This window comes from Nocardiopsis sp. YSL2 (genome assembly GCF_030555055.1).
GTDB lineage: Bacteria > Actinomycetota > Actinomycetes > Streptosporangiales > Streptosporangiaceae > Nocardiopsis.
Genome location: NZ_JAMOAO010000001.1, coordinates 4,603,455 through 4,624,826, shown reverse-complemented (window position 1 = coordinate 4,624,826; position 21,372 = coordinate 4,603,455). Strand labels below are relative to the sequence as shown.

Annotated in this window: 16 protein-coding genes and 1 riboswitch; of the genes, 4 read left to right on the top strand and 12 right to left on the bottom strand. The window is 71.4% G+C overall.

What is annotated here, in order from left to right:
- Positions 1-6: 6 nt before the first annotated feature.
- The 4 genes from M1P99_RS20290 to M1P99_RS20275 form a co-directional block, all read right to left on the bottom strand.
- The gene (locus M1P99_RS20290) at positions 7-600 is read right to left on the bottom strand and encodes an ATP/GTP-binding protein (RefSeq protein ID WP_304454172.1); all 594 of its coding nucleotides are present in this window, start codon (positions 598-600) and stop codon (positions 7-9) included.
- A gap of 34 nt (positions 601-634) precedes the next feature.
- A complete protein-coding gene (locus tag M1P99_RS20285; RefSeq protein WP_218897632.1) occupies positions 635-1,012 on the bottom strand; it encodes a DUF742 domain-containing protein in 378 nt (125 codons plus the stop codon).
- Between the two features lie 137 nt (positions 1,013-1,149).
- Positions 1,150-1,551: a roadblock/LC7 domain-containing protein gene (locus M1P99_RS20280; RefSeq protein WP_014909276.1), complete on the bottom strand. Its 402-nt coding sequence runs from the start codon at positions 1,549-1,551 to the stop codon at positions 1,150-1,152.
- 232 nt (positions 1,552-1,783) lie between these two features.
- Positions 1,784-5,107: a nitrate- and nitrite sensing domain-containing protein gene (locus M1P99_RS20275; protein ID WP_304454171.1), complete on the bottom strand. Its 3,324-nt coding sequence runs from the start codon at positions 5,105-5,107 to the stop codon at positions 1,784-1,786.
- A gap of 702 nt (positions 5,108-5,809) precedes the next feature.
- Between M1P99_RS20275 and M1P99_RS20270 the strand changes: the two genes are divergently transcribed.
- A complete protein-coding gene (locus M1P99_RS20270) occupies positions 5,810-6,964 on the top strand; it encodes a D-alanyl-D-alanine carboxypeptidase family protein (RefSeq protein WP_304454170.1) in 1,155 nt (384 codons plus the stop codon).
- A 40-nt stretch (positions 6,965-7,004) separates the two neighbouring features.
- Here M1P99_RS20270 and M1P99_RS20265 read toward each other — a convergent pair whose 3' ends face one another.
- The 7 genes from M1P99_RS20265 to M1P99_RS20235 form a co-directional block, all read right to left on the bottom strand.
- Positions 7,005-7,670 carry a hypothetical protein gene (locus M1P99_RS20265; RefSeq protein ID WP_304454169.1) on the bottom strand — a complete coding sequence of 222 codons (666 nt, stop codon included), beginning with the start codon at positions 7,668-7,670 and terminating at the stop codon, positions 7,005-7,007.
- Between the two features lie 34 nt (positions 7,671-7,704).
- The gene (locus M1P99_RS20260; RefSeq protein ID WP_082376967.1) at positions 7,705-7,929 is read right to left on the bottom strand and encodes a hypothetical protein; all 225 of its coding nucleotides are present in this window, start codon (positions 7,927-7,929) and stop codon (positions 7,705-7,707) included.
- A 159-nt stretch (positions 7,930-8,088) separates the two neighbouring features.
- On the bottom strand, positions 8,089-9,123 hold the full coding sequence (locus M1P99_RS20255) for a LacI family DNA-binding transcriptional regulator (RefSeq protein WP_304454168.1): 1,035 nt from the start codon (positions 9,121-9,123) through the stop codon (positions 8,089-8,091).
- Positions 9,124-9,258: 135 nt separating this feature from the next.
- Positions 9,259-10,683 carry a GH1 family beta-glucosidase gene (locus M1P99_RS20250; protein WP_304454167.1) on the bottom strand — a complete coding sequence of 475 codons (1,425 nt, stop codon included), beginning with the start codon at positions 10,681-10,683 and terminating at the stop codon, positions 9,259-9,261.
- A 163-nt stretch (positions 10,684-10,846) separates the two neighbouring features.
- The gene (locus M1P99_RS20245; protein WP_304454166.1) at positions 10,847-11,716 is read right to left on the bottom strand and encodes a MetQ/NlpA family ABC transporter substrate-binding protein; all 870 of its coding nucleotides are present in this window, start codon (positions 11,714-11,716) and stop codon (positions 10,847-10,849) included.
- 75 nt (positions 11,717-11,791) lie between these two features.
- Positions 11,792-12,433 (bottom strand): methionine ABC transporter permease, encoded by a 642-nt coding sequence (locus tag M1P99_RS20240; protein ID WP_304455769.1) that lies wholly within the window; start codon positions 12,431-12,433, stop codon positions 11,792-11,794.
- Between the two features lie 98 nt (positions 12,434-12,531).
- The gene (locus M1P99_RS20235) at positions 12,532-13,488 is read right to left on the bottom strand and encodes a methionine ABC transporter ATP-binding protein (RefSeq protein ID WP_304455768.1); all 957 of its coding nucleotides are present in this window, start codon (positions 13,486-13,488) and stop codon (positions 12,532-12,534) included.
- Between the two features lie 648 nt (positions 13,489-14,136).
- Between M1P99_RS20235 and M1P99_RS20230 the strand changes: the two genes are divergently transcribed.
- Complete coding sequence (locus tag M1P99_RS20230) at positions 14,137-15,189, top strand: hypothetical protein (protein ID WP_304455767.1); 1,053 nt, start codon at positions 14,137-14,139, stop codon at positions 15,187-15,189.
- A 596-nt stretch (positions 15,190-15,785) separates the two neighbouring features.
- A complete protein-coding gene (locus M1P99_RS20225) occupies positions 15,786-16,826 on the top strand; it encodes a DUF3558 domain-containing protein (RefSeq protein WP_304454165.1) in 1,041 nt (346 codons plus the stop codon).
- A gap of 73 nt (positions 16,827-16,899) precedes the next feature.
- Here M1P99_RS20225 and metE read toward each other — a convergent pair whose 3' ends face one another.
- Positions 16,900-19,227: a 5-methyltetrahydropteroyltriglutamate--homocysteine S-methyltransferase gene (gene metE / locus M1P99_RS20220; protein WP_304454164.1), complete on the bottom strand. Its 2,328-nt coding sequence runs from the start codon at positions 19,225-19,227 to the stop codon at positions 16,900-16,902.
- A 162-nt stretch (positions 19,228-19,389) separates the two neighbouring features.
- Positions 19,390-19,564: riboswitch (cobalamin riboswitch) on the bottom strand.
- 261 nt (positions 19,565-19,825) lie between these two features.
- Here metE and M1P99_RS20215 point away from each other — a divergent pair.
- On the top strand, positions 19,826-21,370 hold the full coding sequence (locus tag M1P99_RS20215) for a polysaccharide deacetylase family protein (protein WP_304455766.1): 1,545 nt from the start codon (positions 19,826-19,828) through the stop codon (positions 21,368-21,370).
- Positions 21,371-21,372 lie beyond the last annotated feature (2 nt).

Below are 21,372 nucleotides of genomic sequence, written 5' to 3'. Positions count from 1 at the left end.
CGGGTGTCAGCGCCAGGAGTTCTGGCTCCCGGTGGAGGTGGGCTGTCCGGCCGCGCCTTCGGGGTCCCCCACCGTGATGGCGTGCTCGACGAGGGTGATGAGCGTCGACTTGGTGGACGCCTTGTCACGGGCGTCCACCTGGACGATGGGAATCTCCGGGCTGAGCGTCAGCGCGTCCCGGACCTCGTCGGCCGCGTGGGGGTAGTACCCGTCGAACCCGTTGATCCCCACGATGAAGGGCAGTCTCGCCTCTTCGAAGTAGTCGATCGCGGGGAAGCAGTCCGCCAGACGACGGGTGTCCACCAGGACGACGGCACCGATCGCACCCTTGACCAGGTCGTCCCACATGAACCAGAACCGGTGCTGTCCGGGGGTGCCGAACAGGTACAGGATCAGGTCGGAGTCGAGGGAGACACGGCCGAAGTCCATGGCCACGGTGGTGGTCTGCTTGTCCGGCGTCTTGGCGAGGTCGTCGACCCCGACGCTGGCGCTGGTCATGACCGCCTCGGTGGTCAGCGGCACGATCTCGGAGACGGAGCCTACGAATGTCGTCTTCCCGACACCGAAGCCCCCGGCGACGACGATCTTCACCGACGTCATCGCGTTCCCCCCAGCACCGCCTTCCTCGGCTGGGCTAGAGCTTGCGAAGTCCACTGAGCACCCTTTCAAGCAGGTTGGTGTTGGGACGGGCCTCGTTGTTGAGCGAAGACCTGATCTGGACCAGTCCCTGCTCGGACATGTCCGCCACAAGCACCCGCGCCACACCGAGAGGCATCCGCAACAGCGCGGAGATCTCCGCCACGGAACGCCATTCCCGGCACAGGTCGCTGATCGCCTGCCATTCGGGCGTCAGCGTCCCAGACTCGTTACGAGCGGCCGCGGTGGCCGAGATCAGAGCCTCCAGGGGAAGCTGAGACTTCGGCTTGGTACGGCCCTTGGTCACCGCGTAGGGGCGCACGAGAGAACTGGGCGCGCTACCCCCTGCTGGTCGTTGGTCAAACGGTTGTTGCATTGGTCGAGGAACATCTCCGCCGCCCGGAACAGTCGGCATTCCCCCCGAAGGGGGGCCGCCCTGCTGTTGCCCGAACCACGAGGCGCTCCCGGCATCTCTACTGTGAGGTGCCACCACTTCCTCCTGTCGGTGGTGGATCAGTGGATTCCCGAGGTGCGCGCCGTTGGAGTCAGCGCCCGCCCCGCCCGCTCGACGAGCAGTGTCATCTCGTACGCGACCAGACCCAGGTCACTCTCGGCCGCAGCCAGGACCGCCAGACAGGAGCCGTCGCTGATCGCCATGATCAGCATGAGCCCCCGCTCCATCTCCACGACGGTCTGAGCGACCGCGCCACCCTCGAACACCCGGGCCGCGCCCTGCGTGAGGCTGGACAGGCCGGAGGCGATCGCCGCCAGCTGGTCGGCCCGGTCCGCCGGGAACCCTGCCGACGACGCCAGCGGAAGGCCGTCTGATGAGACGACGATCGCGTGGGCGACGTCAGGCACCCGGTCGGCAAAGTCAGTGATCAACCAGTTGAGCTCGTTCACCTGTCGACTCATCTGATCTCCTGTCCAAGTTCGCCGGCTGGTCTTACGGCACTGCTACCGCCGGCACGGCATGTGACAGCACTGCCTCTGCGAACTACCCGGCCCCTCCTGTGGGGGGCGCCGGGAGCCTCGTGTGGTGTTCTCGTCAAGCGTTGGGTGTCGCGCGTCCGAGAAGCTCGGTAGATGCTATTGCATCCGGCTTCGAGGAATAAGGGGGACCCCGTCCCACCAGGTTGCACTGACGTCACTCCTCAGTCGGGCGGTCGCCGAGTCGGTTTCGGCCGTCCCGAACACCCTTTTGGAAACCAGAGAATCGGTTGCGAACCCGCTCGGCACTGCGTGTGGGCATCTGCTTGAAGTTCTCCGGCTTGGGGGCGGTCCCCGGGACAAGGTTTGCCTTGGGAACACGTTTTGGCAACCCCGAGGTGGTGAGACCGCCCGCGAGCGGCTCCGCCGCGGTGCGTGCGGCCTTCCATCCCCGGTCGGCCGCGGAGTTCCACTCCTGCTCCGAGCCGGCGTTGCCGTTGGACTGCGGGGCGGGCTCCTCTCGGGTGGCCTGAGCGGTGGCCGGGCTCGGCGTCTCGGTCCCGACCTGCGGGATCGGCCCGGTCTCGGTCGTGTCCACCGTAGGTCCGCCGGTGCGGCGCTTGAACCAGTTGGACTCGATCGCGTCGAAGATCGGCAGCGAGTCGTTGTCGTCCCCGCCCGGGGTCGGGGGCACGACCGTGTTGTTCGGCCCCTGAGTACCCCCGTAGCGCCGCGAGAGGTAGGCCGTGGACCCGTAGCCCTCCCTGGACTCCGAACCGCCTGAGCGCCAGTTTCCGTTTCCGGAGGGCGCCTGCTCCTCAGGAGCCTGCGGAGCCGGAGCCTGATGCGACGCCTGGGGCTGCTGCGGCTGCTGTGCGCCGGTGTCCCAGGCCGAGGACACCGCGGGGAACGTCTCGGTGTCCTCGGGACGCGGCGCGGCCGGTGCGGCCTCGTGCCGGTCGAAGGACCCGGTGCCGTTGGCGCCGTCGTGGGTCGAGCCGGAGCTCGCGCCGCTGAAGGCGTCGTAGGACTCCGAGGCGTCGAGCGGACGGCGGAAGGCTCCCGTGTCCGTCGTCGGACGGCGGAAGGCTCCCGTGTCCGTCGTCGGACGGCGGAAGGCTCCCGTGTCGGACGGCTGACCGAAGGAGTCGGTCTCGGGACGGCTGAAGGACCCGGTGTCCGAGGCCCGGCCGACCGACCCGTGGTCCCCGAAGGGCGTGGAGTCGCCGTTGTCGGCGCGCGGAGCGGGATCGAAGAGGCTGCGGCCCGTGTCCTGCGCCGGCGGCTCCTCCTCGGGGACGTCGTACGGGTCGACGACGGGCGGGGTGCCCGCGCCGTTGCCGGTGACGCCGCTGCCCGCGGTGGGCTGCCACACGGAGCCGGAGGAGGTGTCGTTGCCCCACAGGTCCTGACCGCTCGGCGGGTGCTCGTCCGAGCGCGCGCCCCCGGGCTGGCGCTTGGGCAGGCCGCCCAGGTCGCCCGGCGCGGGGGCCGCGTCGCGGGTCTGCCAGGCGTCGCCGGGCTCGACCGCGGCCGGGGTCGAGGCGAAGGCCGCCTCGGCGTCGGCGTAGGTGTCGGGCGCGCCCGCGGCGAGCTCGGGACGGGCATCGGCGCCGCCGAGGGAGTGCTGGCCCTCGACCGGCGTGATGAGCAGGTCCGGCGGGAAGATCACGGTCGCGGTGGTGCCGCCGCCGTGCGCCTCCTGGAGCCGGAGCCGGACGCCGTGGCGGTGCGCCAGGCGCGAGACCACGAAGAGGCCCATGCGGCGCGAGACCGCGACGTCGATGACCGGCGGACGTGCCAGGCGGGCGTTGATCGCCTCCAGGTCGTCCGGGGCCATGCCGATACCGCTGTCGGTGACGTCGACCTGCACGCCGCCGTTGTCCAGCGTCTTGGCGCTGACCAGCACCTCGGTGTCGTGGGGCGAGAACGAGGTGGCGTTCTCGACCAGCTCGGCGACGAGGTGGATGACGTCGTTGACCGGACGGCCGAGCACCGAGATGTGGGAGGGGGCGCGGACGTTGACGCGCTCGTACTGCTCCACCTCGGAGACCGCGCCTCGCAGGACGTCGACCAGCGGGACGGGCTGGGCCCACTTGCGGGTGTTGTCCTGACCGGACAGGACCAGCAGGTTCTCGTTGTTGCGGCGCATACGCGTCGCGAGGTGGTCCAGCTGGAAGAGGTCGGACAGGCGGTCGGAGTCCTGCTCCGACTGCTCCAGGCCGTCGATGAGGCGCAGCTGCCGCTCCACCAGGGTCTGGCTTCGGCGGGAGAGGTTGACGAACATGGCGTTGACGTTGCTGCGCAGCGCGGCCTCGTCGGAGGCCAGCGTGAGCGCGACGCGGTGGACGTCGTCGAAGGCGCGGGCCACCTCGCCGATCTCGTCCTGGGTGTCGACCTCGATCGGCGTGAGCCGGACGGAGTCGGGGGCTGTGCCCGCCTCCTGCATCCGGTTGATCGCCTCGGGCAGGTCGCGCTGGGCGACGCGGCGGGCACCGTCCTCCAGGGTGCGCAGCGGGCGCACCAGGGAGCGGACCACCAGCGAGGTCAGGATGAACACGGCCGCGAGCAGGGTCAGGACGACCGCGAGGTCGGCCAGGGCGCGCATGATGGCCTGTTCACGCAGGTCGCCGGCGGCCGCGGAGATGCCGTCGGCGATCTCCTCCTCGACCGTCTGCAGGCGGTCCAGCGCGGTGTTGGCGATGACCGCGTAGTCGTCGGGGCCGTCGTTCTCCGTCACACCGGTCAGGTTGTCCCCGCGCTCGGCGCGGTACATCACGCGCATGCGCATCGTGGAGACCTGGCTGACCTCCAGGCCGGTGAAGTGCTCGTCGAAGACCGCCCTCTGGGCCGGCGAGGCGGCCTGGATGAAGTTGGAGATCTCGTTCTCGTAGCGCGCCCGGCTGGAGTCGATGGCCTCGGAGATACCGCCGGTCATCGTGTTCCTGGTGAGCGAGTGGCTCATCAGCGCGGTCTCGTAGGAGAGCTGGTCACGGGCGCTCGACAGCGCGGTGAGGGCACGCACGCCCTCCCGCAGTTCGGTGTCGTCGGTCTGGTCGGCGATCGTCTGGTTGAAGTCCGCCAGGGCCCGGGAGATGGTGCGGTACTTGGTGACGACGGGCAGCACCGTGATGCGGGTGTCGTTGACCTCGTCGCGCAGGTTGCTGAGGGTGCCGAGCTGGCTGTTCATCGTGGACAGCCGGGTCTGGGCCAGGCCGCCGTCCATCTCGCCGATGTCCTCGAGCTGGGCCTCCAGGCTGGTCTGGAGGGACTGCGAAGCGGAGCGCTCCTCCTCCAGGGCCTGGCGCAGCTGGTCCGAACGACGCTCGGGGTCGGCGTTGTCGGAGATGTAGATCGCGCTCGCGGTGCGCTCGCGGCCGAGTTGGTTGGCCAGCTGCACGATGAGCACGCCGACCTCGGCGCGGCTCTCGATGTGCGCGTGGGTGACCGTGGAGTCCGCGGCCTCGTAGACCCTCAGACCACCGAGCGCGAGCGCCACGGCGGTGGGGATGACGATGAGCGCCACCAGTCGGGACCGCACCCGCCAGTGACGCGGTCGCCACCACTTGGCTCTACGCCATCGCGGGGCATCGGCATGTTCGGCCTGCGCTGCCTCGCTCTGCGCGCTGGCCCCGTTGTTCGTCGCTCGTGTCGACACGGACCCTCGCAACCTTTCGTGTCACCGCCTCGAACGGCTGTTGAACCCAGGGATTGACCGCTCCAGACCGAAGACTCCTTCTTCGGAGGAGAACCGGTATAGACCACTTGGTCCACCAGAGGAAGCGGTGGGAATGTGGGGAGATGTGAGACTGTCCGCCGGACTCGCCTGGGAGGAGAGGCGCCGCACACCCGAAGCCCTGCCTGGGTGCACGTGCGGTGGATAGCGTACCAATGGGCGCGAAGGGCTCGCTTCGACCGTTTGGCGGCCTTCGGCAAGATCATCCACGCTGACCCAGGGACATAATGCCCTTCCTGTCGGCATTATGACCAATTTTCCAGGTCAGACGGGGTGACCGAAACCCACACCGGCCACCAGGTAACTATTTGGACACACCCCGAGCATCCCCATCAAGACCGCCTCGACATGACATCGTGACAAGACGTTGACGCAGGTCCTGAGGAGGATGCGGGAATGCGAGCCGACCCACGCCCGAACGCGAACACACGCGGTGACACTATCGAATCCCAGGGTTCCGAACACCCTTCCCGCAGGCCTGGGCCGGGGCGGCGATTTTCGGTCACAGTGGTCCTCCCCCTCGGCACCGCCGTCGTCCTCGCGCTGACGTCGGCCGCCCCCGGCGCGGCCGACCCCGACGCGGCGCCGGAGGCCGAGCTCGGCGACGTGCGCGTGGAACTGGCGGAGCTGCGCTCGGGGATGGAGTCGCTGCGCCGGACCGCGACCGAGCGGATCGAGCGCTACCAGCGGGAGAGCACCCGGCTGGCGGAGCTGACCGAGGCGCGCGAGGCCGCCGAGGAGCGCGCGGAGAGCGCGGACGGGCACCGCGACCGGGTGCGCACGGCCGCCGCTCAGCAGGCCGCCACGGCGTACATGGGCGGCGATCTGAGCATGGTGCACGCCTGGACCGGCCCGAACGGGCCGAGCGAGCTCCTCGAACGCGGCGCCTACCTGACGCTGCTCAGCGAGCACAGGTCCGCCGACACGGAGCGGGCCGAGGCCGCGCGGATCGCCACGAGCACGCTCGCCGACGCCGCCGAGACGGTGGAGCAGGAGCAGGCCGAGGCGGCCGAGGCCGCGCGGACGGCCCGTGAGGAGGCCGAGTCCGCGGTCGCGGAGCAGGAGGGGTACGTCCGCACCCTGGTGGAGGAGCAGACCCGTTTGGAGGCCCGGCTCGCCGAGGAGCGGGACACCGACGCCGAGGAGGAGCGGCGCGAGGAGGCCCTGGCGAACGCGCGGACGGCCGCCGCGCTGCCCGGGACCGCCGCCCAGGGCTCGTCCGGAGCTCCCGCCTCCGGTGACCACGGCTGCGCCGCCGCCGACGGCTCCGCGGCCGCCCACGCGAACGGACGGATCCCCGAGACCCTGCTGTGCCCGCTCCCCCAGCCCGGTGAACGGCTGCGGGCGGACGCGGCGCAGGCCTTCATCGAACTGGACGGGGCGTTCCGGTCGGAGTTCGGTCGGCAGATGTGCGTGGCCGATTCCTACCGCCCGTACCACGAGCAGGTGCGCCTGTTCGAGCAGATGCTGCCGGGCATGGCCGCCCGGCCCGGCACGAGCCAGCACGGGCTGGGCCTGGCCGTGGACCTCTGCGGGGGCGTGCACCGGGTCGGCACCCCCGAACACGAGTGGATGCTGGCCACCGCGCCGGGCTACGGGTGGCACAACCCGTCCTGGGCACGCGACGGCTTCGAGCCCTGGCACTGGGAGTTCACACCGTGAACAGGCACGGCGGCGCGCCGTGCCTGGTTTCGGTCAGACCTTAAACCTGCGAACCCACCCGAACCTCGAAGGTGCCCAGGGTGTCGGCGTCGACGAACAACTCGTCGTCGGCCGCCAGCGGCGGTGTCGCCACCGGCAGCAGCACGCGGATCCTGCCCGGGCCGACGGTCAGCCAGGCGTCGGCGGGATCGACCAGGCCGCGGCCCAGCTCACGCTCCTCCATCTGCGCGCTCACGCGCAGCGGGCCGGCGCCGAGCTCGTCGGCGGTCACCAGGGCCGGGCCCAGGCTCAGCTGTGTGGGCCGCCCGTCGGCGTCCAGCCACAGGCAGGCCGGGGTGTAGGCGAGCACGGATCCGTCGCCGGAGTTCAGGGCGGCCACCCCGGCTCTGGCCGAGGTGGAGGCGGGCGCGACCGCGTCGTCCACGCCGACCACCAGCTCCGGGTGGACCTCCCACACGTCGTCACCCGCGCGCACCGGTACGGGTGCGACGGGGAGCACCGGGGCGCACATGCGCGCCTCGGGCTCGACGATGATCTCGATGGGGGTCGCCACCGCGCGTGCGTGGGCCGCGCTCAGGGCCGTCGGCCCCGCGTCGAGCAGGTCCGTCAGGCGGTCGTCGCCCGGCAGGCCCAGCACGTCGCCGTCATCGAGTGCGGCGGCGCGCTCGCGTCCGCCGCTCGGCGACAGATAGGTCACCCAGCGCACTGTCTCACTCCTCGTCCACCCGTGTCCCGAACTCTCACCGGGCGGCGGTCGAGTCGTGTTCCTTGCCGGTGCCCGCGCAACCGCGGCAGGGCTCGTCGATTCTGAGCCACACGATCACGCCGCTTCCGTCCCGGTGCGGCTGTTCGGGCCGCCACCATCCGGTCCCTGAACAGAACCGGCAGTCGACTCCGTCCCGATCGCACCACCCGCACGAGGTGATGGCGCACCGGTCGTGTGTCGGTTCCCGCGTCGGGTCCATGTGCTCCCACCGTCTCCCGCCACATCGCAGCAAGCCTTGCACAGTCGCGGTGCGCGAGTCCACCCGTGAGCTGGCGGAAGGCCCCAGAAGCACCCACGGGCCCCAATCCGGACCGGCGCGGGACGGTGGCGGTGGCGGTGGCGGTGGCGGTGGCGGGCGCTAGCCGGAGTCGCGCATCACCAGATGGGTGTCGAGTACGACCTTCTCGGCCTCGACCCCGCCCGGGATCGCCACGTCCACGAGCAGACGGGCCATCTCCTGCCCCATCCGCACGGTGGGCTGGTGGATGGTGGTCAGCGAGGGCTCGCTGTGCTGGGCCATGATCGAGTCGTCGAATCCGACCACCGCGACGTCGTCGGGCACCCGCACCTCCCGCTGGCGCAGTACGCGCAGCGCGCCCAGCGCCATCAGGTCCGAGGCCACGAAGACGGCGTCGGGCTCTCCACCCGCGTCGAGCAGGTGCTCCATCGCCTCCGCGCCGCTCTCGGCGGTGAAGTCCCCCTGGACGACGAGGCGCTCGTCCACCCCGAGTCCGGCCTCGGTCAGGACCTCCTGGTACCCGCGCAGGCGCTCCAGGCCCGCGTTCATGTCCATGGGGCCGGTGATGGTGGCCACCCTGCGCCGGCCGGAGTCCAGCAGGTGCCGTGTGGCCAGCCGCGCGCCGCCCACGTTGTCGATGTCGACCAGGTAGGGGGTCGGTTCGGTCGGCGAGTGCGGCCGGCCGCCGTGGACGACCGGAACGCCGGCTTCGGCGAGCCTGGTCGGCAGCGGGTCGTCGCGGTGCATCGACACCAGCAGCGCGCCGTCCACGTGGGATCCGCCGAGGTAGTCGCCGATCCGCTTGTGCTCGGCCTCGGTACGGGCCGTGGTCAGCATCAGCTGCAGGTCTCGCTCGTGCAGGACCGAGCTGACCCCGCGGATGATGTCGGCGAAGAAGGGGTCGGTGAACAGCAGGTCGCGGGGCTCGGACACCACGAGGGCGATCGTGTCCGTGCGCCGCGTGACCAGGGTTCGGGCCGCCTGGTTGGGGCTGTAGCCGAGTTCGGCGATGGCGTTGTGCACGGCTTCGCGGGTACGGGGGCTGACCTGGGCCGACCCGTTGATCACCCGTGAGACGGTTCCGCGGCCCACGCCCGCGCGTTCGGCCACCATCTCGAGGGTCGGGCGACGCCGACCATCACCGCTCTTGGCCACAGGGAAACTCCTTGATCAGGTTCCGCCGCCCCGGTCCGTGACCGGGGCGGCGGTCGTTGCGCAATCGCTGGACCCTACTTCACCACGGACGCCCCCGTCGGGCGGCCGGGTGAGGCCGGCGACCGGTCCGTGGGTCTATTCTCCCGCGCCCGTGGCGGTGCGGCCAGGCGTGGGGAACCTGCCGGTCCTGGCGAGTTCGGCGTACCAGTACCCGCTGTCCTTGACGGTGCGCACCTGCGTGTCGTAGTCGACGTGCACGAGGCCGAAGCGGCGCGAGTAGCCCCAGGCCCACTCGAAGTTGTCCAGCAGCGACCAGGCGAAGTAGCCGCGCAGGGGGATCCCGGCGTGGATGGCCTCGCGGGCCGCGCGCAGGTGGCCCTCGTAGTAGGCGAGGCGGTCGGTGTCGTGCACCGAGCCCTCGGCGGTGACGGTGTCCTCGAACGCGCACCCGTTCTCGGTGACGTAGAGGTCGATGCCGCCGCTCTCCCCCGCCAGGCGCTGGAGCACGTCGAACAGGCCGGTGGGGTCGATCTCCCACCCCATGTGGGTGACGGGCAGGCCCTGGGAGACGTGCACCTCCTCGGGCTCGGCGCCGAGCCAGGCCTCGCCCTCGCCGCTGACCATGTCCGGGTCCAGGCCCTTGGCCGAGGCCGCGACCCACTCGGGCGTGTAGTAGTTCACACCCAGGAAGTCGATCGGCACGGCGATGGTCTCCAGGTCGCCGTCCTGGACGAAGGAGAAGTCGCTGATCGCGGCGAGGTCCTGGACCACGTCGGCGGGGTAGCGGCCGTGCAGGACCGGGTCGATGAAGAGCCGGTTGCGCACACCGTCGGCGCGGCGGGCGGCCCGCGCGTCCTCGGCACTGGGGCCGTGGGGGCGGATGACGGCCTGGTTGTGGGCCATCCCGACCTTGGCCGGGCGCCCGGTGGAGCGGATCGCCTCGGTGGCCAGGCCGTGGCCGAGCAGGAGGTGGTGGGTGGCCGCCAGGGCCGCCTGGGGGTCCTTGTGGCCGGGGGCGTGGTGGCCGTCGTAGTAGCCGAGGAAGGACGCGCACCAGGGCTCGTTGAGGGTCATCCAGTGCTCGACCCGGTCGCCCAGTGCGTCCGCGACGACCTGCGCGTAGTCGCGGAAGCGGTAGGCGGTGTCGCGCGCGGGCCAGCCGCCGGCGTCCTCCAGGGGCTGGGGCAGGTCCCAGTGGTAGAGGGTGGCCCAGGGCTGGATCCCCTGTTCCAGGAGTTCGTCCACCAGGCGGTCGTAGAAGGCCAGGCCGGCCGGGTTGACCTCGCCGGAGCCGGCGGGGACGATGCGCGGCCAGGCGATGGAGAACCGGTAGGCGCCCAGGTTGAGGCGCTTCATGAGGGCGACGTCCTCGGCGTAGCGGCGGTAGTGGTCGTCCGCGGGCTCGCCGGTGTCACCGCCCAGGACCTTGCCGGGGGTTTCGGAGAAGGTGTCCCAGATGCTGCGGCCGCGGCCGTCAGCGGTGGTGGCGCCTTCGATCTGGAATGAGGCGGTGGCCGCCCCCCAGAGGAAGTCCTCGGGGAACTCGTTGCTGTTGCTCACTGCTTGGGACGCACCTTCCAGGAGAGACTGTGGCTTGGGAGCGCTCCCACAACCGAAGCAGAACGGCACCGCGAAGTCAATCGATCGTTTCGCCGCCGCAACGCAACCGTTACTGGCCGGTCGGAGCGGGCGCACCCGCTCCGACCGGCCAGGGGGCCCGCGTCTACTCCGAGGGCGCGCCCTCGGCCGGGATGACGATGCCCTGCCAGCGCTCCTCCATGAAGGCGCGCACCTCGTCGCTGTGCAGCAGCTCGTCCAGCGCCGCCACGCCCTCGGAACCCGCGTCCTCCGAGCGCACCACGAGCCCGTTGGCGTACGGGTTGTCCTCGCTGCTCTCCCAGGCCAGGGCGTTGGCGGTCTCGGGAAGGTCCGCCTCCAGGGCGTAGTTGCCGTTGACCACGGCCGCGTCCAGGTCCTGCAGCGACCGCGGCAGCTGCGCCGCCTCGACCGGGGTGACCGTGACGTCGAGCGGGTTGTCGTCGATGTCGTCGATCGAGGGCGTGCCGCCGGCGTCCTCGGACAGGGTGATCACGTCCTCCGCCGCGAGCAGGTCCAGCGCGCGGGCCATGTTGGCGGCGTCGTTGGGCACGCCGATCTGGGCGCCCTCCGGCAGGTCGGCCAGGTCGTCGATCTCATCGGCGTAGATCCCGAACGCCTCCACGTGCACGTCCGACACCCAGGACAGGTCCGCCTCGGGGTTGCCCTCGAGGTACTCCTCCAGGAACGGCACCGTCTGGTAGTAGTTGGCGTCCAGCTCGCCCTCGGCCAGTGCCGCGTTGGGCTGGTTGTAGTCGGTGTACTCCACGACCTCGACGGACAGCCCGGCGTCCTCGGCGAGGTTGTCGTCGACGAACTCCAGGACCTCGGCGTGCGGCACCGGGGTGGCCCCGATCCGCAGCGTGGTCAGGCCCTCGCCACCGTCGCCGCCGCCCTCGCTGCGCTCGCTGGGGCTTCCGCACGCCGCCAGCAGCACGGCCGCCGCCGTGGCGGTCGCCGCGACCCCGGCCGCACGCGCACTCGCACTCCTGATCATCTGTTTCCCTTTCAGGTGGGTTCCATCGGATGCGGGGGGTCGGGGGGTGGTGGTGGAAGGTGGGGGTGCGGCCGGTCAGCGCCGGGCCAGGCGGCGCACCCACAGGTCGCCGAGGCTCTGCACGACCTGCACGACCACGATCAGCAGGATCACCGTCGCCCACAGGTAGTGGTCGTTGAAGCGCTGGTAGCCCTCGCGGATGGCGAGGTCGCCCAGGCCTCCTCCGCCGATGGCGCCGGCCATCGCCGAGTAGGAGATCAGCGTGACCACGGTCATCACGAGCCCGGCGATCAGCCCTGGCAGCGCCTCGGGCAGCATCACCTTGCCGACGATGGTGATCCGGCGCGTGCCCATGGCGTGCGCGGCCTCGACGACCTCGCGGTCGACCTCGCGCAGCGCGGTCTCCACCAGGCGGGCGAAGAACGGGATGGCGCCGATGCTCAGCGGCACGATCGCGGCCGTGGGACCCAGCGTGGTGCCGACCAGGAAGCGGGTCAGGGTCAGCACGGCGACCATCAGGACGATGAACGGCAGCGAACGGCCGATGTTGACGATGCCGCTCAGCACCGCGCGCACGATCGGCGCGGGGACGAGGCCCCCGCGGTCGGTCGCGACCAGGAGCACGCCCAGGGGCAGGCCGATGAGCACGCTGAACACACTCGCCCACCACACCATGTAGACGGTGTCCAGCGTGGCGAGCCACAGGCTGGGCCACATCTCCGGCCAGGCCCGGAGGAAGGCCGCGAGGGCGCCCAGGGGGCCGTCCCCCGGCGCGGCGCCGGCCAGGGTGAGGACGGGGGTCACGGGATACGAAGTCACTGTCCGGCCTCCTCGACCAGTAGGCCGTGCTCGGCCAGGTAGGACAGGGCCTGGGTCCGGCGCGCGCCGCGCAGGTCGACGATGAGCCGTCCCACGGACTGCCCGGCGACCTGCTCCACACCGCCGCCCAGGATGTTGACGTCGACGTCGAAGCGGCGGGTGAGCTCCGACATCAGGGGCTCGTCGTAGGAGCGCGGGTAGGTGACCACGACCGTGTCGGGCCCGCCGCGGTCGGGCAGCGGGAAGAGGGAGCGCGCGAGGAGCGAACCGGGAGTGCCGATCAGGTCGAGCACGCGGCCGGACTCGCGGAACTCGCCCGCCTCCATGATCGCCGCGGAGTCGCAGATCCTCTTGATCACGTCCATCTCGTGGGTGATCAGCAGGATGGTCAGCCCGAGCTCGTCGCGCAGGCGGCGCAGCAGGGCCAGGATCGAGTCCGTGGTGGCGGGATCGAGGGCGGAGGTGGCCTCGTCGCTGAGCAGGACGTCGGGACGCGAGGCCAGCGCCCGCGCGATGCCCACGCGCTGTTTCTGCCCGCCGGAGAGCTGTGAGGGGTGGGCCCGGGCCTTGTCGGCGAGTCCCACCAGGTCGAGGAGCTCGCCCACGCGCGCCCGGCGCGCGGCGCGGCCCACACCGGCCACCTCCAACGGAAAGCCGACGTTGCCGGCCACGGTGCGCGAGGCCAGCAGGGCGAAGTGCTGGTGCACCATGCCGATACGGCGGCGCGCGCTGCGCAGACCGGCCCCGCGCAGCGAGGTGAGCTCCTCGTCGGCCACGCGCACGGTCCCGGCGTCGGGGCGCTCCAGGAGGTTCACCGTGCGCAGGAGGGTGCTCTTGCCCGCACCGCTCTGGCCCACGACCCCGTAGATCTCGCCGGGCTCGACCCGCAGGTCCACCCCGTTGAGGGCGGTCACCCGGCGCTTCTTCAACCTGTAGACCTTGTGCAGGCCCACTGCGTCAATCACGGTCTTCCCATCGACGTCTCAGCGGTGGAGTCACGGCACCCGGTGGCGGCACACGGGGACGCGAGGACTCAGCGTGGGGTTGACGCCCACGTCAGAGCGTACGGAGGGCCCGGCACGCGGGCGGCGGCGGCGCGCCGTGACGGCGTGCGGGCAGGCGCTCCCCGAAGGCGGGGAAGCGGTGCGGCGGCGGCCGGACGAGGGGCCGCTAGAAGTGGGCGCGACAACGACCGCCGGGGGCCGGCCGACACCACCGAGTGGTGTGCGCCGGGGCCGCGGCGGGGCTGGACGAGTCGAGCACTGAAGCCTTCACGCCCACCAGCCAACCACGGACCCCAGGGTCGGAACACCAGATCCGGTGACCGATATCGGGTAATTTCTGCCACATCGTGCCTTGTCAGAGGCGTGAGGTCGACCGAGGCAGCCCCGATCTCCGTGTGAGTGCCTACACTCATTACCGTCCCGTGACTCTCGCCCCCGTGGACGGCGTGCGCGAGGGAACGGGCCCCGGCCTCCCCACAGGTCTCCGGGCCCGGCCGGACGAGACGAGTATCTGCGCCCACCGCGCTCACCGCGTCCGCGGCGGGCGCACACGGGCACGAGGAGCGACCCACCGTGCAGTCCGACGATCTGAACAGCGTGGACGAAGCGTCCGCGCGCGGCGACGCGACGGATCCCTTCGCCGACTTCTGGGCGCCCGACCGTGGCGGCTGGACCTGGTCCGACGCCGTGGAAGCGGTCCTTCCGCGCGTGCCGAGGCCCGCCGCAGGCGCGCGCACCGCGGCGGTGGCGGCCGTGGCACTGGTCGCGGCGATACTGGCCGTGCCCCAGGCCACGGCGTGGGCGTCCCTGCCCGGCGAGCCGCAGGAGAGCCTGGACTCCCTCCGCGAGCGGGCCGGGACCCTGAGCGAGGAGTACCAGGGCGAGCTGCGCGACATGGAGGGCGTGATCGAGGACGCCGAGCGCGCCGCGGCCCGCGCCGAGGGCACCCGCGAGGAGGTCGAGGGGGCCCGGGAGCAGGTGCGATCGTTGGCCGTCGCGACCTACACCGGCAGCGGGATCGATCCGTCGATGTCGCTGTTCGTGGACGCCGAGCCCGACGAGGTCATCGACCGCGCGATCGTCGTGGACTACCTCTCGACCAGCAACCAGGACAAGATCGACCAGCTGAACCAGGCGTTGTCGCGCGACGAGGTCGCGCAGGAGAACGCGAACGAGCAGCTGGAGGAGGTCGAGGCGGACCTGGACGAGCTGGAGGAGCGCCGGCGCGAGGTGCAGCGGATGATCGCCGACTACCCGGTGCAGGAGATGGGCGGCCGGTACAACATCACGCCGCGGACCGAGCAGATGCGCGCGCTGGTGATCGAGGAGTTCGGCGAGGGGCGCGACGTGGGCGGCGTGGGCTGTTACCGGCCGGTCGGCGGCTGGATCGTCGGTGAGCACCCCAAGGGCCGGGCCTGCGACTTCATGGTGGACGCCAACGGTTCGATGCCCCCGCAGAACCAGATCGACCGCGGCTGGGCGATCGCCGAGTGGGCCCGGGAGAACGCCGAGGACCTGGGGATCATGTACGTGATCTACCGCCAGCAGATCTGGGACGTGCGCCGCGGTGACACCGGCTGGCGCGACATGGCCGACCGCGGCAGTATCACCGAGAACCACTTCGACCACGTGCACATCTCGATGTTCTAGGACGTCACGGAGCCGGGAGGTCGCCGATCGGCGTGTGGTGGCCGCATCCGGCCACCACACCAGTGCCGCGGTCACGCAGCAGAGCCTCCCCGGCGCGCTCCGTGTCCGCCCGGGGCCGTGCGGCCGACCGCGGATCGGCCGCACCCGCCACTCCGGCCCGGTTCCATTACCCCGAGCACCCCGGGCACGTCCAGGCCAGAACATCACGATCGCGTCACTCCGATGCGGGCCAGGTGCGCGACCAGCACAAAACGGTGACGATTCCCTCCGCTACCACGGGCCCGGCCCTGCTGGGCGACCGTCTGCCCGGTTAGGATGCATCAGGTTCCGGCCCCTGCCCGCGAGTAGCGACCCGGCTTCGCGTCGGCGGTCGGTGCCCCCAGCACTTCTGGGGGCCTCCTCCACACACGGGGAACGCACACCCGCCACCCACCCGCTCTCGCCCGCGGCCGGTGACCACGGGTGGCGACCTCCCCACACGACTCCCGTGCCGTACCGGCTCAGCCGCGAACGGGCGCGCGGAAGTCGTGAGAACCCAGGGCGGCGCACACGCGTCCCAGACAACACGGTCAGCACATCACCGGGCGAGGGGAGCCATGAGCGAAAACGGACCTTACAACCAGCCACCGAACCCCTACGGTGGTGGGGAGCCCGGCCCGGGCCAGCCTCCCTACGGCCAGCCGCAGGGCGGTATGCCCTTCGGCGGCGACCCGAACACCGGTGGCCAGCCCGGCTACGGCGGCTACGCCGGCGGGCAGGACCAGGGGATGTACGCGGGCGGCCAGCCGCCCTACGGCGGTCCCGGCGGTCCCGGTGGTCCGGTCGGCCCCGGTGGTCCGGTCGGCCCCGGCTACCCCCCGCCACCGCACCAGCCCCAGGGCGGCGGCAGCAAGGCCGGCCTGTGGGTCGTCATCGGCGGTGGCGCGATCATCATCGTCCTCGTCATCGCCGTCGTGGTCATGCTCGTCACGAACGGCAACGACGGCGGCACCGCGGTCGCGGACCGGCAGGTCGAGGCCACCGAGGCCGAGACCGCCGGCGAGGAGGCCCCCGAGGACGACGACACCGTCGAGCCCGACGCCGAGCCCGACGGTGAGCCGCCCTACGAGGTTCCCACCGAGCCCTGCGAGGCCTTCACCGAGCAGGTCCAGTCGGACTTCCTGCTGACCGAGGACGGCACCAAGTCCGTCCAGGACAACACCTCCTCGTGCAGCAGCCTCCTGGCCGACCCGCCCGAGGGCAACCCCGCGGACGGCTACGCGAGCTTCGACATCTCCTACCAGGTCCCCTACTCCGCCGCCGACTCCGTCGAGGCCGCCACCGACGACTTCAACAGGGCGCTGGAGGACGTGACCGGTCAGTCCGACTACACGAACTACGTCGCCGACGGTGTCGATGAGAACAAGGAGATCGACCTGGGCGACCAGGCCCAGTACGTCACCACGGTCTACGACTACGTGGGGACCGAGGTGCCGCAGGCGGTCGTGCTCATCCGGACCGCGAACCTCAACATCCGGATCGAGTACCAGGTGAACCCGCCCTTCAGCAACGAGGACGCCGAGGTCACCCTCCCCGACAACGTCGAGGACATCATGACGGGCGCCGCCAACGAGGCGCTCGCACTCGTCGGCACCTGATCCGGCGGAGGCAGCGAGGGGGCCGCGGCGCGAAGCCGCGGCCCCCTCTCGCGTGCTCTGCGGGCCTCCTCCGCTACCGGCGTCCCCGCAGGACCGGTCGGTCCCGTGGGATCCCGGCTTCGAGCTCGGCGCGGACGCGACGGGCGGCCTCGACCATGTTGCGCAGGGCCTGCTCCGCCTCGGCGTAGCGGCGGGTCTTGAGCCCGCAGTCGGGGTTGACCCACACCTTGTCCGCGTCGATGTGGGCGACCGCCAGGCGCAGCGACTCCACGATCTCCTCCACCGAGGGCACCCGTGGCGAGTGGATGTCGTACACCCCCGGGCCGATCCCCCTGCGGTAGCCGCGGCGGCCCAGGTCGGCCACCAGCTCCATGCGTGAGCGGGCCGCCTCGACACTCGTGACGTCGGCGTCGAGCGCCTCGATGCCGTCGACGATCAGGCCGAACTCCGAGTAGCACATGTGCGTGTGGACGGTCGTGGTCGGCGCGACACCGCTGGTCGCCAGCCGGAAGGAGCCCACCGCCCAGTCGAGGTAGGCCTGGCGCCGCTCCCGGCGCAGCGGCAACAGCTCGCGCAGTGCGGCCTCGTCCACCTGGATGTGCCGGATCCCGGCGCGCTCCAGGTCGGTGACCTCGTCGCGCAGGGCCAGTCCGACCTGGCGGGCGGTCTCGCCCAAGGGCTGGTCGGTGCGGACGAACGACCAGGCCAGCATCGTGACGGGTCCGGTGAGCATGCCCTTGACCGGTTTGTCGGTCCGACCCTGTGCGTAGGTGATCCACTCGACCGTCATCGGTTCGGGCCGGGAGACGTCCCCGTAGAGGATCGGCGGGCGCACGCACCGGGACCCGTAGGACTGCACCCATCCGAACTCGGTGGTGCCGAAGCCCCGAAGGTGCTCGGCGAAGTACTGGACCATGTCGTTGCGCTCGGGCTCGCCGTGCACGAGGACGTCCAGGCCGATGTCCTCCTGGAGTGCGATGACGCGGTCGATCTCCTCGCGCAGGAGCTTGGTGTAGTCCTGCTCCGACAGTTCGCCCCGGCGGTGGGCGGCGCGGGCGCGGCGCAGGTCGGGGGTCTGGGGGAAGGACCCGATCGTGGTGGTGGTCAGGGGCGTGTCCGTGGGCAGGCCGCGTACCTTGGTGCGTCGTTCCGCCTGCGGGCCGAGCGCGTCCAGGCGTGCGCGTACACGGGCGTCGGTGAAGGACGGGGGCCGGGTGGCCGACGCGTCGTCGACGTCGGCCCCCTCGGAGCCCTCGGAGAGGACGCGGCCGAGCAGGGCCACTTCCGCGGCCTTCTGCTTGGCGAAGGCCAGGGCTCCGCGCAGTTCGGGCTCCAGTGCGGTCTCGGCGTCCAGGTCGATGGGCACGTGCAGCAGGGAGCAGGAGGTACCGACGGTGAGCTCGTCGGTCAGGGCGAGCAGTGTGCCGAGCGTGGCCGCGGCGGCCCGCACGTCGGTGCGCCACACGTTGCGCCCGTCCACGACCCCGGCCACCAGCCGGGTCGAACCCAGCCCGGACACCTGCACCAGGTCGTCGACGGCCTCGCCGTCGGTCACCAGGTCCAGACCCACCGCCTCGACCGGGGACTCCTTGAGCACGCGCAGCGCGGGGGCGCCGATGGAGCCGAAGTAGGTGGACACCGACAGGGCGGGGCGCTCGGTGAGCGATCCCAGCCGCTGGTAGACGCGCTCCAGGCGGTCGGTGGCGGCGCGGCCCTCGTCGGTGGCCAGGATCGGTTCGTCGAGCTGGACCTCGGTGGCCCCGGCCGACCTCAACTCGCCCAGGAGCAGGGTGTAGGCGTCGAGCAGCTGGTCGAGCAGGCTGAGCGGATCCCAGCCCGCCGGGGCGTCGTCAGCGGCCTTGGCGAGCATCAGGAAGGTCAGCGGCCCGAGCAGGACCGGACGGGTGTGGTACCCCTCGGCGGCGGCCTCCCGGAACTCGGCGACGGGCTTGTCTCCGACCAGGCGGGGCCGGGTGCGCGGCGAGAGTTCGGGCACCAGGTAGTGGTAGTTCGTGTCGAACCACTTGGTCATCTCCAGCGGCGGTGCGCCCTCGTCGCCGCGGGCCATCGCGAAGTAGCGGCGCAGCTCCTCGTCGCGGTCGGCCGCGGCGGCAGGGGAGGCGAAGCGTGAGGGGACCAGATCGAACAGGACCGCGGTGTCCAGGACGTGGTCGTAGAGGGAGAAGGTGTTGGAGGGCAGGTCGTCGACGCCCGCCGCGCGCAGCTGGGCCAGGACGCCCGAGCGCAGGGCGGAGGCGACGGTGTCGAGCTCCCGGGCGCCGATGGCCCCCTTCCAGTAGGACTCGCAGGCGCGCTTGAGTTCGCGGCGCGGGCCGATCCTCGGGTAGCCGTGCACGGTGGAGCGCACGGACGGCCGCGGGGCCGCCGGAGTAGTGGTCATGAGCTTCTCTCCCCTCGTCGAAAGCCGGGTCCCGGCCGAGGGTAGGAGAGAAGGACGCGGGCACGCGTCAGAGCGCGTCCGGGACGCGCACGCCTGCCACCGCCCTTGGCCCTCCCTCGGGGCGCGGGACCACCGGCGGCACGGGTGCGCCACCGGGCGGAGGCAGGTCTTCGGACTCGTGGGCGGTGCCGGTCGACCGGCTCACCTACTCGACGCCGCTTCCCAGCCGCCGACCGTTCCGGTCGGAGTGCCAGTGCTCATGGCGACTTTCGTTCCCACTCACCGCTGCGGGGCAGTCCCGGACTCGCACCGGGTTCCCTCTTGCGACACAGCCCACTGTGGTCCGGGGCTCGGACCGGCGCGTTCGTGGACTGTGTACCTTCCACGCCTGCAAGTATAGGGAGACCCCCGCTTCGCCCCTGCACCCGGCGCAGAATCCCTTGCCATGCGCCCGATTTCCGCGCGAACCCCCGCTCCGTGTCGGGCGTCACACAACACATGAACAAGCGTTGCGCGCGGGAGCACCCCGGCTCCGCGCGAACGTTCGTCTGCAGATGAACGTGGAGAACCCCTGGTGAACAAGCCGTCCCACCCCACGATGGCACCTGATCGCCCCCTGATCACGGTTGTGGTCGCGATGGTGGTCCTGTTGGGACTGGTGTACCTGGCGACCCGTCCCTCGGGGCCCCTGGCCCCCGTCGACTCGGAGACCGCCTCGAACGGGTCCACCGAGGACGCGAGTGCTCCCGAGATACCCGCGACCGGCGAACCCGACGAGCTGACGGTGGTCGACCCCGCCGAGGTCGTGGACCTCGACGAGGCCGAACTCGCCTACGACGGCGACCTCGACGTGGTGGTCCGCTACCCCGTCCTGCCCAACGCCGAGCCGCTCACCGACTTCCTCGACCGGACACTGGCCGCCGGCGTCGAGGCGTTCGACGCCGCCAACCCGGGCGCGGAGTCCTACGAGGCCGAGTGGCAGCTCACCGCCGCCAACGACGGCGTGGTGGGCGTGCGTATGACGAGCATGGAGACCGACTCCGAGGGCACCCGGGAGTGCCACAGCACCTACTGGTACGACACCGCCACCGGGCAGACCTTCGAGTCCACGCGCCTGTTCGGCGGACAGGACCAGCTGGCGGAGGCCAACGGACTGGTCAGGGAACGCGTTCCGGACTCCGCGTACACCGACACCATCCACCCGGTCGGCGCGCTGTACGACTCCGTCGGGTTCAACCCGGACGGCGACCTGGTCGTGGAGTTCGACGACGGGCAGGTGGCGGCGCCCGACGAGGGCCGCGTGCACGCGGTGCTGGACCGCGAGGGGACCGAGCCCCTGCTGTCGGAGCTGGGCGCGCGGGTGCGCGACGCGGCGACCGTCGGGGTACGGGGGTTCGCCATCGCCGAGCCGCCCGAGGCGGACAAGGACGGCCGGGACGACCCGACGCCGGGCCACCTGTCCCCCGTCGACGACGAGGTCGACTGCTCCGACCCCGAGACCAGGTGCGTGGCCCTGACCTACGACGACGGTCCCGGTGGGGGCACCCCCGCGCTGCTGGACACCCTGGCGGAGTACGACGCGCGGGCCACGTTCTTCGTCACCGGTGTGCCGGTCATGGCGGACCCGATGACGGTCCGGCGGGCCTACGCCGAGGGGCACGAGATCGCCAACCACACGCTCGGCCACCCCGACCTGACGGGCCTGAGCGAGAGCGCTGTGCGGTCGGAGCTGGCCACCGTGCAGGCACAGATCTACCGCGAGACCGGCTACACCCCCGACCTCATGCGTCCGCCGTACGGCGCGACCGACGACAGCGTCGCGGCCGTGACCGCGGACATGGGGCTGGCGCAGATCCTGTGGAGCGTCGACACCAACGACTGGAAGGACCGCAACGCGTCGATCGTGAAGGGCCGCGCGCTGAACGGTGCCTCCGACGGCGCCATCATCCTCATGCACGACATCCACGACACGTCGATCACCGCGTCCCACGAGATCATCCGTGAGCTGGACGCGCGCGGCTACACCATGGTCACCGTCTCCCAGCTGCTCGGTACCACCGAGCCCGGCGCGACCTACGTCGACGGCGTCCCCGCACCGCCCGAGGAGAGCCCGTCCCCGGACGGGGACCACGAGGACGTGTAGGG